Annotated in this window: 19 protein-coding genes; 9 read left to right on the top strand and 10 right to left on the bottom strand. The window is 63.8% G+C overall.

Going from position 1 to position 15,492, the window contains the following annotated elements:
- Positions 1-133: 133 nt before the first annotated feature.
- The 4 genes from NKI19_RS13390 to NKI19_RS13375 form a co-directional block, all read right to left on the bottom strand.
- On the bottom strand, positions 134-1,111 hold the full coding sequence (locus NKI19_RS13390) for a GlxA family transcriptional regulator (protein ID WP_352491233.1): 978 nt from the start codon (positions 1,109-1,111) through the stop codon (positions 134-136).
- A 262-nt stretch (positions 1,112-1,373) separates the two neighbouring features.
- A complete protein-coding gene (locus tag NKI19_RS13385) occupies positions 1,374-2,555 on the bottom strand; it encodes a cystathionine gamma-synthase (RefSeq protein ID WP_352565523.1) in 1,182 nt (393 codons plus the stop codon).
- A complete protein-coding gene (locus NKI19_RS13380) occupies positions 2,552-3,976 on the bottom strand; it encodes a pyridoxal-phosphate dependent enzyme (RefSeq protein WP_352491235.1) in 1,425 nt (474 codons plus the stop codon). The genes NKI19_RS13385 and NKI19_RS13380 overlap by 4 nt, the downstream gene beginning before the upstream one ends.
- A gap of 186 nt (positions 3,977-4,162) precedes the next feature.
- Positions 4,163-4,561 carry a RidA family protein gene (locus NKI19_RS13375; protein ID WP_352491236.1) on the bottom strand — a complete coding sequence of 133 codons (399 nt, stop codon included), beginning with the start codon at positions 4,559-4,561 and terminating at the stop codon, positions 4,163-4,165.
- Positions 4,562-4,737: 176 nt separating this feature from the next.
- Here NKI19_RS13375 and NKI19_RS13370 point away from each other — a divergent pair, with 176 nt between their 5' ends.
- Both NKI19_RS13370 and NKI19_RS13365 read left to right on the top strand, forming a co-directional pair.
- Positions 4,738-5,067, top strand: coding sequence for a hypothetical protein (locus tag NKI19_RS13370; RefSeq protein WP_352491237.1), 330 nt, complete (start codon positions 4,738-4,740; stop codon positions 5,065-5,067).
- Entirely contained in the window at positions 5,064-5,711 is a 648-nt protein-coding gene (locus NKI19_RS13365; protein ID WP_352565525.1) for a cysteine hydrolase family protein, read from the top strand. The genes NKI19_RS13370 and NKI19_RS13365 overlap by 4 nt, the downstream gene beginning before the upstream one ends.
- A 116-nt stretch (positions 5,712-5,827) precedes the next feature.
- Here NKI19_RS13365 and NKI19_RS13360 read toward each other — a convergent pair whose 3' ends face one another.
- The 4 genes from NKI19_RS13360 to NKI19_RS13345 form a co-directional block, all read right to left on the bottom strand.
- The gene (locus tag NKI19_RS13360) at positions 5,828-6,181 is read right to left on the bottom strand and encodes a winged helix-turn-helix transcriptional regulator (RefSeq protein WP_023675899.1); all 354 of its coding nucleotides are present in this window, start codon (positions 6,179-6,181) and stop codon (positions 5,828-5,830) included.
- 151 nt (positions 6,182-6,332) lie between these two features.
- Positions 6,333-7,679, bottom strand: coding sequence for an FAD/NAD(P)-binding protein (locus tag NKI19_RS13355; RefSeq protein ID WP_352491239.1), 1,347 nt, complete (start codon positions 7,677-7,679; stop codon positions 6,333-6,335).
- Positions 7,680-7,728: 49 nt separating this feature from the next.
- Positions 7,729-8,181, bottom strand: a complete 453-nt coding sequence (locus NKI19_RS13350) for an RrF2 family transcriptional regulator (protein WP_352565527.1) — start codon at positions 8,179-8,181, stop codon at positions 7,729-7,731.
- Positions 8,182-8,328: 147 nt separating this feature from the next.
- On the bottom strand, positions 8,329-8,766 hold the full coding sequence (locus tag NKI19_RS13345) for a hypothetical protein (RefSeq protein WP_352565529.1): 438 nt from the start codon (positions 8,764-8,766) through the stop codon (positions 8,329-8,331).
- A gap of 97 nt (positions 8,767-8,863) precedes the next feature.
- On the opposite strand from NKI19_RS13345, the gene tauA reads away from it, so the two are divergent.
- The 4 genes from tauA to NKI19_RS13325 all read left to right on the top strand — a co-directional run bounded on the left by tauA (position 8,864) and on the right by NKI19_RS13325 (position 11,810).
- Positions 8,864-9,865, top strand: a complete 1,002-nt coding sequence (gene tauA / locus NKI19_RS13340; protein ID WP_352565531.1) for a taurine ABC transporter substrate-binding protein — start codon at positions 8,864-8,866, stop codon at positions 9,863-9,865.
- A 113-nt stretch (positions 9,866-9,978) separates the two neighbouring features.
- Positions 9,979-10,752 carry a taurine ABC transporter ATP-binding protein gene (locus NKI19_RS13335; RefSeq protein WP_352565533.1) on the top strand — a complete coding sequence of 258 codons (774 nt, stop codon included), beginning with the start codon at positions 9,979-9,981 and terminating at the stop codon, positions 10,750-10,752.
- Positions 10,749-11,615, top strand: a complete 867-nt coding sequence (locus tag NKI19_RS13330; protein ID WP_352565535.1) for an ABC transporter permease subunit — start codon at positions 10,749-10,751, stop codon at positions 11,613-11,615. The genes NKI19_RS13335 and NKI19_RS13330 overlap by 4 nt, the downstream gene beginning before the upstream one ends.
- Positions 11,616-11,621: 6 nt before the next feature.
- Positions 11,622-11,810, top strand: a complete 189-nt coding sequence (locus NKI19_RS13325) for a hypothetical protein (RefSeq protein ID WP_352565536.1) — start codon at positions 11,622-11,624, stop codon at positions 11,808-11,810.
- Between the two features lie 59 nt (positions 11,811-11,869).
- Here NKI19_RS13325 and NKI19_RS13320 read toward each other — a convergent pair whose 3' ends face one another.
- On the bottom strand, positions 11,870-12,055 hold the full coding sequence (locus tag NKI19_RS13320) for a hypothetical protein (protein WP_352565538.1): 186 nt from the start codon (positions 12,053-12,055) through the stop codon (positions 11,870-11,872).
- Positions 12,056-12,360: 305 nt separating this feature from the next.
- On the opposite strand from NKI19_RS13320, the gene NKI19_RS13315 reads away from it, so the two are divergent.
- The 3 genes from NKI19_RS13315 (at position 12,361) to NKI19_RS13305 (ending at position 15,082) form a co-directional block, all read left to right on the top strand.
- Positions 12,361-12,720 carry a septal ring lytic transglycosylase RlpA family protein gene (locus NKI19_RS13315; RefSeq protein WP_352565540.1) on the top strand — a complete coding sequence of 120 codons (360 nt, stop codon included), beginning with the start codon at positions 12,361-12,363 and terminating at the stop codon, positions 12,718-12,720.
- 254 nt (positions 12,721-12,974) lie between these two features.
- Entirely contained in the window at positions 12,975-14,252 is a 1,278-nt protein-coding gene (locus NKI19_RS13310) for a polyhydroxyalkanoate depolymerase (RefSeq protein ID WP_352565542.1), read from the top strand.
- A 212-nt stretch (positions 14,253-14,464) separates the two neighbouring features.
- Complete coding sequence (locus NKI19_RS13305) at positions 14,465-15,082, top strand: transglutaminase-like cysteine peptidase (RefSeq protein WP_352565543.1); 618 nt, start codon at positions 14,465-14,467, stop codon at positions 15,080-15,082.
- A 9-nt stretch (positions 15,083-15,091) separates the two neighbouring features.
- On the opposite strand, the gene NKI19_RS13300 is transcribed toward NKI19_RS13305, so the two are convergent.
- Positions 15,092-15,460, bottom strand: a complete 369-nt coding sequence (locus tag NKI19_RS13300; RefSeq protein ID WP_352473989.1) for a helix-turn-helix domain-containing protein — start codon at positions 15,458-15,460, stop codon at positions 15,092-15,094.
- Positions 15,461-15,492: the final 32 nt, after the last annotated feature.

The raw sequence follows: 15,492 nt of genomic DNA, 5'->3' as shown, positions 1-15,492 counted from the left end.
AAGGCCCTGAGCATAGTCGTGCGCTAGATAAAGTGTGTGCGGAAAACCGCAGATGTCGTGCGACACACCGCTAGGCGCGCATTCCGTAGCGATCCTTCGCGCCCCCCTCTGTCCCTCCGACGTCTCGCAAGACCTAATGCCGCCGCAACACCTTCGGCGCGTGGCCATGTTCTTCCCGGAACGCCCGGGCAAAGCTCGACATCGAGGCAAAGCCACAGGCCAGCGCGACGTCGCGCACCATCAGCGTCGAATGCGCCAACAGGTCGGCGGCGCGCTTCAGCCGCAGGCGGCGGTAGTAGCCGTTGGGCGAGATACTGAGTTCGGAGCGGAAATTGCGTTCGAGCTTATCGGAGGAGACACCAAGCCGCCCCGCCAGTTCCGCCATGCCGAGCCGCTCTTCGACCGCATCCTCCATGATGGCGATGGCCGACAGTACCAGTTCGTTCTGCACGCCGGTGCGCAAGCGCAGCGGCATCAGCTTGCGGTCGACGCTGGAGCGCAGCGGGCTGTGCACGAACCATTCGGCGACGCCGGCCGCGAGTTCGGCGCCATAGTCGTTGGTGATGATTTCCAGCATCATGTCGAGACTGCCGACGCCGCCGGCCGAAGTGAAGCGCTTGCGATCGATGACATAGAGATCGCGCCTCAGCTCGATATCCGGAAACGCTTCGGTGAAGGCCGCCTGGCTGGTCCAGTGCAAGGTGCAGGCATGGCCGTCGAGCAGGCCCGCGCGGGCGAGAAAGAACGCCGCATCCGCCACCGCGCCGATATGGGCGCCGCCGCGCAGGCTCTTGCGGATCCAGCTCTCGGCATCGTGCGCGACGAGATGATCGGCATCGCCGCCCGAGCAGACGACGATGCGATCGACTTTCGGTGCGTCATGGGCGGAAAAGCCGGGCTGGATGACGACGCCGTTCGAAGCCTCCACCGGACCTTCGGCGGCGCCGACGATGATCCAGCGGTAGCAGTCCCGCTTCGCCAGCACGTTGGCCGCGCGGAGCGGTTCAATGACCGAGCTGAATGCCATCATCGGAAAGCCGGGGAAGACCAGCACCGCGAAGGTAGCGGGGCCGTCGCTTGCCGTCGGTTGGTTGCGTTGTCGGTTGTTCATAGGGAGACTACCATTTCGCCGGATGGTGCCAAGGTCAACGGAGCAGCGTGTAAACGCCGATCTTTGGTGATCCTTCACGCCCCCCTCTGACCTGCCGGACATCTCCCCCACAAGGGGGGAGATCGGCAGCGTCGCCGTCCCGCCCGTGTTTCAGCGTTGGAGGTTGGCGAAAGCGCAAGATGACGGCCAATCTCCCCACTTGAGGGGGAGATGCCCGGTAGGGCAGAGGGGGCGCTGTCCCGCCGACGTCTCGCTATCGGGCTCAGCTCGCCAGCGCCTGATCCAAATCCGCGATCAGATCGTCACCGTCTTCGATTCCCGCCGACAACCGCACCAGCGAATCGGAAATGCCGATCTCGGCGCGTTTTTTCGCCGGGATCGAGCCGTGCGTCATCAGCGCCGGGTGCTCGATCAGGCTTTCGACGCCGCCGAGGCTTTCGGCCAGCGTGAACAGCTGCGTGTGTTCGAGGAAGCGTTTGGTGCCGGCGAGGTCGCGGTCGAGCTCGACCGTGATCATACCGCCGAAGGCATGCATCTGCCGCCTGGCGATGGCGTGCTGCGGGTGGCTGGGCAGGCCGGGATAGATGACACGGCGGATGTCGGGGCGGCTCTCCAGCCAGTGCGCGATCTTCTGGCCGTTCGACGAATGACGCTCCATCCTCAGCGCCAGCGTCTTCAGTCCGCGCAGCGCGAGGAAACTGTCGAACGGCCCGGAAATGGCGCCGATGGCGTTCTGCAGGAATTTCAGCCGCTCAGTGAGATCCTTGTTGTCGCCGACCACGGCGACGCCGCCGACCATGTCGGAATGGCCGTTGAGGTATTTCGTCGTCGAATGGACCACGATATCGATGCCGAGCTCCAGCGGCCGCTGCAGATAGGGGCTGCAGAAGGTGTTGTCGGCCACCGACAGCACGCCCTTGCGCCTGGCCAGCGCCGCGACGCCTTCGAGATCAACAACGCGCAGCAGCGGATTGGTCGGCGTCTCGACCCAGAGCAGCTTGGTGTCCGGGCGGATCGCCGCCTCGACCGCGGCAAGATCGGTGAAGTCGACGAAGTCGACCTGCAAATTGGCCGAGCGCTTGCGCACCCGTTCCAGCAGCCGGAACGTGCCGCCATAGATGTCGTCGGTGGCGACGATATGCGCGCCTGAATCGAGCAGCTCGAAAATGGTTGCGATCGCCGCCAGCCCCGAAGCGAAGGCGAAGGCGGCTGTGCCGCTTTCGAGGTCGGCCACAGCGCGCTCGAAGGCAAAGCGGGTCGGGTTCTGGCTGCGGGCATATTCAAAACCCTTGTGCACGCCCGGGCTCTGCTGGCCATAGGTCGAGGTGGCATAGATCGGTACCATCACCGCACCCGTCGTCGGGTCGTGGCTTTGGCCGCCATGGATGGTGCGCGTCGAGAAGGCGAGGCGGTTTTTGCCCGATACGGTGGCTTTGACGGTCATCGGGCGCGCCTCAGATGGTTGATCAGGTCGATGCGGGTTATCAGGCCAATGAATTCGTCGCCGTCGAAGACGATGGCGACCTCGTTGCGGTCGAACACCGGCAGCAGCGCATCCAGCGTCTGGCTGGCCTGCAGCGTGTGCAGATTAGTGGTCATCGCCGTACTAACCGGGGCCTTGAAGCGATCCCAGCGGCTGTCATAAGGCCCTTCGACCTTGGCGAGGATATCGCTTTCGTCGATGATGCCGACGAGCTTGCCCTCGTCCAGCACCGGCAGTTGCGAGACATCCGAGCGGCGCATGCGGCCATAGGCATTGAGCAGGCTTTCGTCGGGGCCGACGGACACGACATCGCCGGTGCGGAGCGTGCGCATGACCAGGTCGCGCAGATCGCCATGCTGCTCCTGCTCGGCCAGGCCCTGCTCGACCAGCCAGAAATCGTCGAAGACTTTCGACAGATATTTGTTGCCGCTGTCGCAGACGAATGTGACGACGCGCTTCGGCACGGTCTGCTCGCGGCAATAGCGAAGCGCTGCCGAAAGCAGCGTACCGGACGACGAGCCGGCGAGAATGCCTTCCTTCGAAAGCAGGTCCCGCACCGCAAGCATGCTCTGCTTGTCGGGGATGGAATAGGCCTTCCTCACCAGCGACAGATCGGCATTGGGCGGCACGAAATCCTCGCCGATGCCTTCAACGGTCCAGCTTCCGGCCTCTACCATCTTGCCGGTCTTGATCAACGGTGCCAGCACCGAGCCGACCGGATCGGCCAAAATCATCTCGGTCTTCGGCGAGACTTTCGCAAAGTAGCGGCCAAGCCCGGTTAGCGTCCCGCCGGAGCCGACGCCGACGACCACCGCATCGACATCGCCTCCGAGCTGCTGGAAGATTTCCGGCCCGGTCGTGGTCTCGTGGGCGAGCGGATTGGCCGGGTTGGCAAACTGGTTGGCGTAGAAGGCGCCGGGCAGCTCGGCGGCGATCTTTTCGGCCATGTCCTGATAATATTCGGCATGGCCCTTGCCGACGTCGGAACGCGTCATGCGCACTTCAGCGCCGAGCGCCCGCAGATGCTGGATCTTTTCGCGCGACATCTTGTCGGGCACGACCAGGATGATGCGGTAGCCCTTGGGGATGCCGACCTGGGCGAGACCAAGACCGGTATTGCCGGCGGTCGCCTCGACGATGGTGCCGCCGGGCTTCAGTTTGCCCTGTTTTTCGGCGGCGGCAATCATCGACAGCGCGATGCGGTCCTTGATCGAGCCGCCGGGATTCTGGCTTTCGAGCTTGATGAACAGCCGGCACTTGCCGATGTCGAATTTGGTCAGCTCGACGACCGGCGTCTGCCCGATCAGGTCGAGAACCGAGGCATAGGGCGGGCGCAGGCGGGACGATGCATCGTCCGGTGCCACGATCTTGTGCTTGCTCATGTCAGATGCTCCGTTGCCAGAATGAGCAACCGCCCTGGAAGACGGCAACCTACCGTCTTTTCCAGCCGTTTGCAGTTGGAAAGAAGATAGATCGTGCCAATCCGGCCGCCAGCAGGGGAATGGAATTTCGCGAAAGCTTCGCCGGCCTCCAGGCAGGGCAAAAGATTTGCAGAACCTGCTTGGGGTTCAGGCGATCGCCGCCTGGGCTTCGATCTCGATCAGAAAATCCGGATTACCGAGGCCGGCGACGCGCAGCACCTTGATGATCGGCGGCGCGCCACGGTTTGCCCAGAAGGCCATCCAGGCGCCGAAGGCCGGCCCTATATCCAGGTCGCCGGCGATATAGACCGAGAGGCTGACGAGGTCTTCCGGCTTTGCCCCACCGGCTTCGAGCACCTTTGCCAGGTTCGAAAGCGCCTGAGCGGTCTGCGCAGCGAGATCGTCCCTGGCGACGATCCGGCCTTGCGCGTCGACACCATTCTGGCCGCCGACCAGCACGATGCGCGCGGATGCCGGCAGCGACACGCCTTGCGAATAGGCCGGATTGCTGTGCATGCCCTCCGGGTTCAGCCTTTCGATGGTCACCGCGCTTTTCCTCCTCTTCGGCAAAAATTATCCCGCGGCCGCCCGGCCGCCCATAGGGATCGCGCGGCACAGAACGGCAATCGTGCGGCCGCTTCAACGCACCATCTCGTTCGTTGCGGTCCCCGATTCCGCCATGCTACCCGGCGCTGGACGAACAGCAATGCAAGGAATGGCCGATGAAGATTCTTGCCTATGACAATTTCAGGCCCGGCGTCACGCTCGACGACCTGCGGCCTTATCTGCGCGACGAAGTTTCGAATGTCTGGCGGCTCTGGAAGGCGGGGATCGTGCGCGAGAATTATGCGCGCGGCGATATTGGCGGCGTCATCATCGTCTTCGAGCTCGACAGCGTCGAGGAAGCGCGGCGCTACACCGAGGACTTCCCGCTGTCCAAGGCCGGGCTGCTGGAATGGCACTTCATCGCCTTCGACGCGCCATTGCCGCTGGAATTCCTGTTCGACCCGACCGTCGATATCGCCAAGCCATGGGACCGGACGGCGGCATGATCCGGTCGAGCGACGGGATCGAAATCCCGGCCAGCCTGACTGAGTGGTGCGATCCGCGCCGCACGGCGCTGGTGGTCTACGACATGCAGGTCGGCATCTGCCGCCAGGTGGCCGGCGGCGCGACCATCGTCGAGCGCACCGGCACGGCACTGGAAGCGGCGCGCGTAGCCGGAATGCGGGTGGCGTTCACGCGCCATCTATCGCTGCCACGCAAGTGGATGGGCGCGACGCAGCTGCGCACCGCCATGGCCTGGCAGCGGCGCGACAGCCCCGACACGGTTGAGCCGTGGTTCCCGCGCGACGCCGAAGCGACGCGGATCGTGCCCGAACTGGAACCCCGCGATGACGAGGCGGTGTTCGACAAGCTCACGATGTCGGCCTTCGATTCCACCGCGCTCGGCTTTGCCTTGCGCGATTGCGGCGTGCGCGCGATTGCGCTCGCCGGCATCGCCATGGAGATCGGCATCGAGCCGACCGTTCGCCAGGCGACCGACAATGGCTTCGTCGCCGTGGTCATCGAGGATGCCTGTGGCTTCGGCAACCGCGAAGCGCGCGACCGCTCGATGGCGACGCTACGCTTCCTCGGCGAAGCCGTTGTCACCGATGCCGCGAGCTTCTGCGGCGCGCTTGCCGGTGCGGGTTAAGGGCAATCGGCTTGCTAGAGCGATTCACCGTTTCACGCAAACGCCGAACCGGTCCGTCGCTTTGTCTTCACGCAATTGCAGACGGAAAACCGCTCCGAGCCTTTCCCGGAATTGATCTAGGTGGTGGCTGCGCTGTCGGTACGAAAACGCACACCCTCGGCGCGGCCGTGCACGCTGCCCCAGTCGTAGAGCGCCTGGAGCGCGGCGGCGAGATCTTCACCGCGCCCGGTCAAGGCGTAGCGTCCCTTGCCGTCCGGCGACGTTTCGAGCGTAACGAAGCCGATCTCGACAAGCTCGGCCAGGCGCTGCGTCAGCATCTTGTCCGAGAGTGAGGGGATCAGCCGGCGCAGGTCGGAATAGCGCATCGGCTGTTCCTTGATGCGCGCCAGGATCACCGTCTTCCATTTGCCGCCGAGCGCGTCGAGAGCGAACTCGACCGGACAGCCGTAGAGTCTTCCGCGTTGCGTCATGCGCCCATCGTAGGCAAGGCACGGTGGCGACGGAAGCAGAATTTGCCCGGTCATCTGGCCAGGGTCGCGGCTCGCTTCCTGGCGCGGTCGAGGTCTTTCCCCCCCGACGGCGGCGATCCTGGATCCGAAATTGCGTCGAGACAAAGGGGCCTTATCCGAGCAATCGCTTGCTGAGCCGTGCGCACTGTACGCGAATATCGGGGATAGCGTCGATCTCGAAGAAGGTGCCGCGAGTCAGCGGCCCGACGGCGAGGATCTTGGCCGATACCGTGCCGTCGCCGGCGATGACCTCGCAGTTCGCGGTCACGTCGAGCCCGAGCCGCAGCGGATCCGGCCGTGCCAGCCCGCGATCGACCAGCGACCGCACCACGCTGTTCGAAGTGGTCGAGATGTCCCGGGCGATGCCGGTGCAATCATAGATGCGAGCAACGTCGAACCTTTCGAGCTGCTGCGTGTGGCGCGACTGGACCTGTACCCTGAAGCCGTCGCCGCCGGCGATCTCGACGACGCGCCCGGCGACAAGGCGGATGCGGCCGGCTTGCACCGCCTCGGCAACGCGGGCGTAGACTTGCGGCGCCATGCGATGGCGGTGGATGTCCCACCAGGCCTTGGTGTGCTCGACAAAGCGGCGCTTGGCCGAGGACGGCCAGTTCTGCCAGATCTTCTGGTTGAAGGGTCTCAGACCGTCGACGACGTCGCGCCAGTCGATGCCGGCCCGCTGGTTTTCCCGGATCAGGTCTCGGAACCAGCCGACGAAATAGGAAAGCTGGGTGCCGAGCGGAATATCGGCAACGTCAAGCTTGATCGGATTGCCCTTGCGATGCGGCGAAGGCAGCAGGCCGCGCCGAGACACCGCGACGATCTCGCCGCGGTGGCCGCGCTGCTCGAGCGACAGGAAGGCATCGACCATGCTCAAGCCGGTGCCCAGCACCAGGACTCGGGCTTCGGGGTCGAGCGCAGTGTCCGCCTCGGATCCCATCCTGATCGCATGCCCCTGCCCCGCCCCCGGCTCTTCGTCGTGGCCGGTGGCGAGCACGGCAAGATGCGCAACCACGCTAGTGCCGTTGGCCAGCGCCACCTCGACGCCGGAAGCGGTCGGCGAGATCGACAGGCTCTCCTCGCGGATCAGGCGCAGCCGGCCCGTCTCCCGCTCACGCGCCTCGAGCTCGTCGAGCAGCTCCTTGAGATAGCGGGCGTAGACGCTGCGCGGCGCATAGACCGGCGCCTGTTCCGGCGTTGCCAGGCCGCGTTCAAGCAGCCAGCGCGAGAAATTGCCGGGATCGTCGGCATAGGCGCTCATGCCCAACGCGCTGACATTCAGCACATGCGCCGACAGCAGCGTTGAATAGGCCATGCCTTGCCCAAAATGCGGGCGTTTTTCGACCAGGCTGACGCGGAGATCGGGATTGGGCGACTTCAGCAGATGCGCGGCAAGCACGACGCCGCTGGCGCCGCCACCGACAATGATGATCGAACTTGGCGTAGCGCGCCCGGTCATGCGCACACCAGCTGTCCTGGCGATCGTCGCCGGCTCAGGGGAGAGTGGTTCAGGCCTGCACTTTCAACGCCGCCGAAAGGTCCTCGTCGCCGGCGATGTCGCGCATTTCGGCGAGGCTGCGCTGGTCCAGCACCTCGGCGATGGCCTGCCGGACCTCCAGCATCAGGTGTCGGACTTGGCATGTCGCCTCGTTGCAATCTTCGCAGCGCTGATACTGGGTGCGGCTGGCGCAGGGAATGGGGGCAAGCGGCCCGTCGAGCACGCGCACGACGTGGCCGACCTTGATCTCGTCCGCCGGGCGTGCCAGCCGGTAGCCGCCCTCCTTGCCCTTGCGGCTCTGGACGAACCCGGCATTGCGCAATTCGCCAAGAATGGCATCGAGGAACTTCTTCGGAATATTGTTTCCTGTGGCGATGTCGTTGACGAAGGCGAGCTGTCCAACCGGCAGGCGCGCCAGATGGATGAGCGCCTTGAGGCCGTATTTACCTTTTTTCGTGAGCATAACCCGAACGTTTCTCTGTCATGCGATGGCGCAAGGCCACCGGTTGCGAAACGCCTGGCGTGCCTCCCCGCCGCGTCCAAGCTGCCACTACAGATAAATTCTAGTGACATGATATACAAGCCGAGAAACGTTGATTTTGCTTCGTTTTCAAGCCGCAATGGCCATTTTGGCAGGGGCTTGTGCTCTTGGAAGCACAGAAGCCGCCGGCAATGGCACACCGCCAAACTGGCCGGCGGCAGGAATGTCCCGATCGGCGAGAATCCGGACAGCAGCTTCTGCCCCTGAATTTGAAGGCCAAAGCATGCCGCGCGCGGCAACAAGGAGGGTGGCGTCGCTCATCGTCCTCTCCAATCCTTCAATGTCGATAAGGCTACTAGACTTAACCGCGAACACAGGGAACTTGTTTCCAATTTCTTGGCTATCCACAGCATGAATTTGCCGATGCAGGGGCGAACGCGGGAAAATCCTTGCTGCGCGCATGGACGACGTGGAAGCGGTTCGGGCAAGGACGACGGTTCTCACCGGGCCATCACCCAGAAGCGTGCGAATGGGCAACTGCCATAGCCAGGTGACTTTTTCTAACAAGACCGAACCGATTGGAAGGATTTAACTCTACAAGAACGATAGAGTTAGGTGACTATGAAACGCAATCCGGTTTTTTCTCGTTTCCATGGAGCCTTTCATGTCCACCATTTCGCGACGTATCGTTCTCTTGTCCTCGGCGGCCTTGGCTGGTGCCGCCTTTCTCGGCCCAGCCGATGCGCAGGACTTCAAGATCACTATCGGCTACCAGACGGTCGTCGAACCCTCGAAGGTGCCGCAGGCCGACGGCGCCTATGAGAGCGCGACCAAGGCGGCAATCGACTGGCGGAAATTCGATTCCGGCGCCGACGTGATCGCCGCCATCGCTTCCGGTTCGGTCGACATCGGTTATGTCGGCTCGAGCCCGCTGGCGGCGGCGGCGAGCCGCGAGCTTCCAATCCAGACAATCTTCATTGTCGGGCTGATCGGCGAATCCGAGGCCCTTGTCGCCCGCAACGGCGCCGGCATCGAGAAAACTGCCGACCTTGCCGGCAAGAAGGTGGCGGTGCCCTTCGTTTCGACGACGCATTACAGCCTGCTTGCCGCGCTGAAGCATGAGGGTGTCGACCCGAAGTCGGTCGACATTCTCAATCTGCGGCCACCGGAGATCGCGGCGGCATGGGCGCGCGGCGACATCGACGCCGCCTATGTCTGGGATCCGGCACTCGGCCAGATCAAGACGACTGGCAAGGTCGTGCTGGATTCCTCGCAGGTCGCCGTCTGGGGCGCGCCAACCTTCGACGCCTGGATCGTGCGCACCGACTTCGCCGAAAGGAACCCGGAAGCGGTGCGCGACTTCGTCAAAGTAACGGGCGCTGCCTATGCCGACTTCCTGGCCAAGCCGGTGTCCTCGCCGCAAGCGGCCAAGATCGCCAGGATCACCGGGGCCAAGCTCGAAGACGTGCCGCAACTGCTGAGGGGCTATGTCTTCCCGACGCTCGAGGAGCAAGCCTCGGACAAGTTCCTCGGTGGCGGCACTGTCAAGGCGGTCGAGGCGACATCGGCCTTCCTCAAGGAGCAGGGCAAGATCGACGCCGTGTTGCCGGATTATTCGAAATACGTGTCGTCGAAATATGTCGGCGAGGCGCTGGCCTCGAATTAGCGGCGGCTCAATACCGCGCGTCCTCCCTTCCCTGACGCGCGCGTTGCCTGCCCCGGAGCCGCTGACGAGGAACGGCTTCGGGGCAGGCAGGTTCACAATATCGGCGACCCCACATGACGCATCTCGTGCTCGACCAAGTCTCGATTCACTATGACGGCCAGCCGGCGCCGGCCGTCGAACGCGTGTCGATTGACATCGCCAAGGACGACTTCGTTGTCCTGGTCGGCCGCTCCGGCTGCGGCAAGACCTCGTTGCTCAACGTCGCCGCGGGCCTGGTCGAGCCTGTGCGCGGACGCGCCACGATTGGTGGCAGGCCGATCACGGCCCCAGGTTCGGACCGCGCCGTCGTGTTCCAGAACGACGCGCTGTTTCCGTGGCTGACCGCGCGGGAAAATGTCGCCTTTGCTCTCAGGCTGCGCGGTGTCAGGGCCGCCGAACGGGCGCGGACCGCCGACGACCTTCTGGCGCTGGTGAAGCTCGACGGCGCCGGCGACAAGCGCATATGGGAGCTTTCCAGCGGCATGCGCCAGCGCGTCGGCCTGGCCAGGGCGCTGGCAGCCGCGCCGCAATTCCTGCTGCTCGACGAACCGCTGGGCGCACTCGATGCGCTGACACGCGAACGCATGCAGACAACGCTGCTCGATCTGTGGACGGCAAGCCAGGTTGGCGTGCTGATGGTCACGCACGGCATCGACGAAGCGCTGGTTCTCGCCACCCGCATCATTGTGCTCGCTCCGGGGCCGGGGCGGGTGGTGCGGAGTTTCGAGGCCGGTTTCAGCCGGCGCTATGCAGCCGGCGAGGCCATTCGCAGCATCAAGGCCGATCCCGCCTTCGCCGCGGCGCGCGGCGAGCTGACCGACGCGATCTTCGAAGGGGAGGCAGCATGACCGTTACCTCCTATACCGAGCGGCCGCGGCGCTCCAAGGTCGACGACGGAGCCGACGCGCTGTCAGTGCCATGGTCGCGGCCGCGGCCGAGACGCAGCCGCGTTTCGGCCCGTGTGGTTAGCGCGATCACCATTCTGATGGTGCTGGCAGTGTGGACAGTATCGGCCCGCCTGCAATTGATGTCGCCGGTTTTCCTGCCGTCGCCTGTGGCAGTCTGGAACAAATTTGTCGTCGTCGCCGGTGACGGCTTTGTCGACGCGACGCTGCTCCAGCATATCGCCGCCAGCCTGTGGCGGGTGTTTGCAGCGCTGATCGCGGCCGTTTTCGTCGGCGTTCCCATCGGGCTGGCTATCGGCATCAGCACTACAGGGCGCGGCATCTTCGATCCGCTGCTCGAATTCCTGCGGCCGATCCCGCCGCTCGCCTATCTGCCGCTGATCATTATCTGGTTCGGCATTGGCGAGCCGTCCAAGATCCTGGTGATTGCCATTGCCATGCTGGCACCGGTTGCGCTGTCGACGGCATCGGGTGTTCGCGGCGTCTCGCAGGAACGCATCAATGCAGCGCGCTCGCTTGGCGCCACGCAGCGCCAAGTGATCGGGCACGTTATCCTGCCCAGCGCGCTGCCCTCGATCCTGACCGGTCTGCGTATCGCGCTTGGCGCCGGCTGGTCGACGCTGGTTGCCGCCGAGCTGGTGGCGGCGACGCGCGGGCTCGGATTCATGATCCAGTCCGCTGCCCAGTTCCTCGTCACCGACGTGGTGGTGATGGGCATACTGGTGATCGCGGCCATTGCCTTCGTGCTCGAATTCATCATCCGCAGGATCGAGCGGGTGCTCGTCCCGTGGGCGGGGCGAGAGTGACGGACAATGCGCCATTCCATCACTGTATTGTTTGTGCATTTCGGCCATTGGCTCCGCCTGATCAAAGACGGGGACAAACAGCCGCCTGACGGCGAACGCAAAACGCCGACGCCCGTGCAGCTGGACGCGGAGCGCAACCGCCTGCCGCCGCGCGACGAAAGTTTCTACTGGGGCTGGCAATACTGGTCGCGGTGACCGACCGCCACGGGTCCGCTGTGCGCTGCTCTGGCGGGAGCCTGAGCATGGACGCCCGTTCAAATGCGCGAGCGGTTTGCCCAGGCCAGGCCGCCCAAGCCGACCAGCACCGTCACGATGCCGACATAGAGCCATTGCGACTGGCCGGTCATGAGGCTGCCGCGGATGAAGCCGATGCCTTGCAACGTCCACAGCATGCCGATGGCGAGCACAATCAAGGCCAGCAGATTTTTGATCAATCTCATTGCTGAAACTCCTTTCCAAGTCGATCATCAGCCCGGCTCCGGCCGGAATGGAACAGCGAAAAGAAGCCGCTCGACTACACCAACTTCTACTTAGATGCTAACCTCCGATCTTGCGCAAGACACGCGGAGATCGGTGCAAAGATCATCAAGGAAGCTGTGCCGCTCTGCGGAAAGTCTCTGACAAATTGTTTCGCGCCGACTCCAAACGTGTAACATTGCCATGGAACCGACAGATCATTGCCGCATTTGCTGCCTCATTCGTCCCTAACCGCTGCGGGTCTGTCAACGGAGCCAGTCCCCAACACATGAACAAAAGCAACCAGACCGCGCTTGTCGCGGTCACGATCGCGGCTGGCCTGATGGTCGGCGCGTCCAGTGCCAGCGCCGCCGCCCAATGCGGCCGTGCCTCCTGGTACTCATTGCACTCCCGAACCGCTTCCGGCGAGCGCATGAACCCGTCGGCGCTGACCGCAGCGCATCGCAGCCTGCCGTTCGGCACCAAGCTGAAGGTGACCAACCGCAACAATGGCCGCAGCGTCGTCGTGCGCATCAACGACCGCGGCCCGTTTATCAGGGGCCGGATGCTCGATCTGTCAAAGGGCGCAGCCAGTCAGCTCGGCTTCATCAGCTCGGGCCACACCGCTGTCTGCATGGCACGCGTCTAACGGTCGCGACGGCGGACGCCGCCTCCGACGGTTGTACCGATGACCGTGCCCTCCGCTACTCCTTCGCAGGTGCACATTGAGCCGGCTGTTGCCGTTCCAGGCGGATTCTCAACGCCTTGGACGAAAGAACGAGCATAAATCACGCAAGTTGACGTATTGCATCGCAGCAGATTGTTGCTAACTTCCCCGCAAGGCATTTCAAGGCTCGGCGCTGCTCGTCGGCCCTTCGATCGCAGTCGGCAGCGGGGTTCTCGATGTTCTACCAGCTCTACGAACTGAACCACGCCGCCTTGCAGCCGGCGCGCCTCTATGCCGATGCGGTGCGCCTGTTCTACTCCAATCCGCTCAATCCGGTCTCACACACCTCCTGGGGCCGCTCGGTTGCGGCAACGGCCGAACTGTTCGAGCGCACGACGCGCCGCTACGGCAAGCCGCAATTCGGCCTGACCAAGACCGTCGTCGACTGGAAAAACGTCGAGGTCAGCGAACGCACCGTCTGGTCGCGGCCATTCTGCAACCTGGTTCGTTTCGAGCGCGCAGTTCCGGCCGGGCGCCGGCCGGATCCGAAGCTGTTGATTGTCGCGCCGATGTCGGGCCACTACGCGACGCTGCTGCGCGGCACGGTGGAGGCGATGCTGCCCTATGCCGACGTGCATATCACCGACTGGGTCGACGCCCGCATGGTGCCGCTGGCCGACGGCAGCTTCGATCTTGACGACTATATCGACTACATCGTCGACATGCTGCATGCGCTGGGCCCCGACACCCACGTGATGGCGGTGTGCCAGCCTTCGGTTCCGGTGCTGGCGGCGGTGGCACTGATGGAAGCCAAGGGTGATCCGTTCGTGCCCTCGACGATGACACTGATGGGCGGCCCGATCGACACGCGCCGCAGCCCGACGGCGGTCAATCTCCTGGCCCAGGAAAAGGGCATCGACTGGTTCCGCGACAACGTCATCATGCGCGCGCCCTGGCCGGTGCCGGGCTTCGGCCGCGAGGTCTATCCCGGCTTCCTGCAGCTTTCGGGGTTCATGAGCATGAACCTCGACCGCCACATCATCGCCCACAAGGACTTCTTCATGCACCTGGTGAAGCATGACGGCGACAATGCCGAGAAGCACCGCGAGTTCTACGACGAATATCTGGCGGTGATGGATCTGACGGCGGAATTCTACCTGCAGACCGTCGACACCGTGTTTGTCCGCCAGGCCTTGCCCAAGGGCACGATGACGCATCGCGGCGTGGCGGTCGACCCCTCGGCGATCCGCAATGTCGCCCTGTTCACGGTCGAGGGCGAGAACGACGACATCTCCGGCCTCGGCCAGACCAAGGCCGCGCACGATCTTTGCATCAACATCCCGACCGACAGGCACGCCCATTACATGCAGCCGGCGGTCGGCCATTATGGTGTGTTCAACGGCTCGCGCTTCCGCTCCGAAATCGTACCGCGCATCGTCGATTTCATTACCAGCTACGGCCGTCAGAACCGTGTTGCGGTGAAGCCCAAGCTGGTCAGGACCGGCAAGAAATAGGCGACCAGTGATGATGCCCGTCAATCCGCATCAGGTCGCTCAATGCCAAAAACGTCGCTTGGCGGGGCCGTGCGGCCGGTCGACCTGTTGCACAATAGTCGCGTTGGCGCCACGCGGGTAACCATGCCGCAAAAATCAATCCATCCTCATAATTGACACGGACTGTAAATACCCCTTAACGTTTCGTTAACAACAAGGGACAAGCGGGGACAATGATTTCCTCACCAATGGCGAGAACGCTGCGCCTGTGCGCGCTGGCTGGACTTACTGTGGCGGCAGGTTGGGCCGGTTCGGCCTCGGCAGCCAGCCCGATGATAACGGGCGGCCCGACCTCGCAGCCGATCGGCCATTATGATTTCTGCAAGAGCTACGCGTCCGAATGCTCGATCCGCCCGAAGGATCTGTCGCCCGCCAGCCTGACCGGCTCGCTGTGGCGCAAGCTGCTCAGCGTCACGGCAAAGGTCAACGCCGCCGTCAAGCCGGAGAGCGACTTCGACATCTACGGCAAGGATGAGGTCTGGGCCTATCCCGACAAGGGCGTCGGCGATTGCGAGGACTATGTCCTGGAAAAGCGCCGTGAGCTGAACCGGCTGGGCGTCTCGTTTTCCGACCTGCTGATGACCGTCGTCCGCAAGCCGGATGGCGAAGGCCACGCCGTACTGACGGTGCGTACCGACAAGGGCGATTACATCCTCGACAATCTGACCGACCAGGTCCGTTCCTGGGACCAGACCGGCTATCGTTTCCTCAAGCGGCAGGCGGTCGACAATACCGGCCGCTGGGTCTCCATCCGCGGCGGCCAGCAGGTGCTGGTCGGCTCGGTCCAGTAACAAAGCAGCTCATTTCGGCCGTGCCAGTGCGGCGCGGAGCGACGCAATGATGCGGCGAAGCTCGGCTTCGTCGAGCTTTTCGATGTTGTCGGCCAGGAGATTGGCAAGCTCGGTCGCCGCCGGGCTAAGGCCCGACGTGTCGAGCTTGACACGCGGATGCGATGTTTCGGCCAGCCGCGCCAGTTCCTCGGCGTCGTCCCAAATGATGTTGAAATAGCCGATGATCTTCTGGATCAGCGTCCAGCTCGGCGCACCGCGGCGGCCGTGTTCCAGCGCCGAGAGATAGGCTGCGCTGACGCCGATCGCCTTGGCCATGTCCTTCTGGCTGACGCCGCGCTCGTTTCGCAGCACGCGAAGCTTTTCGCCGAACGGGGTCACAAGCGCACCTTCATGGGTGCATCCTCATAGGT

Source organism: Mesorhizobium sp. M0751 (assembly GCF_040320265.1).
Lineage (GTDB): Bacteria > Pseudomonadota > Alphaproteobacteria > Rhizobiales > Rhizobiaceae > Mesorhizobium.
This window is presented reverse-complemented; position numbering and strand designations above follow the sequence as displayed.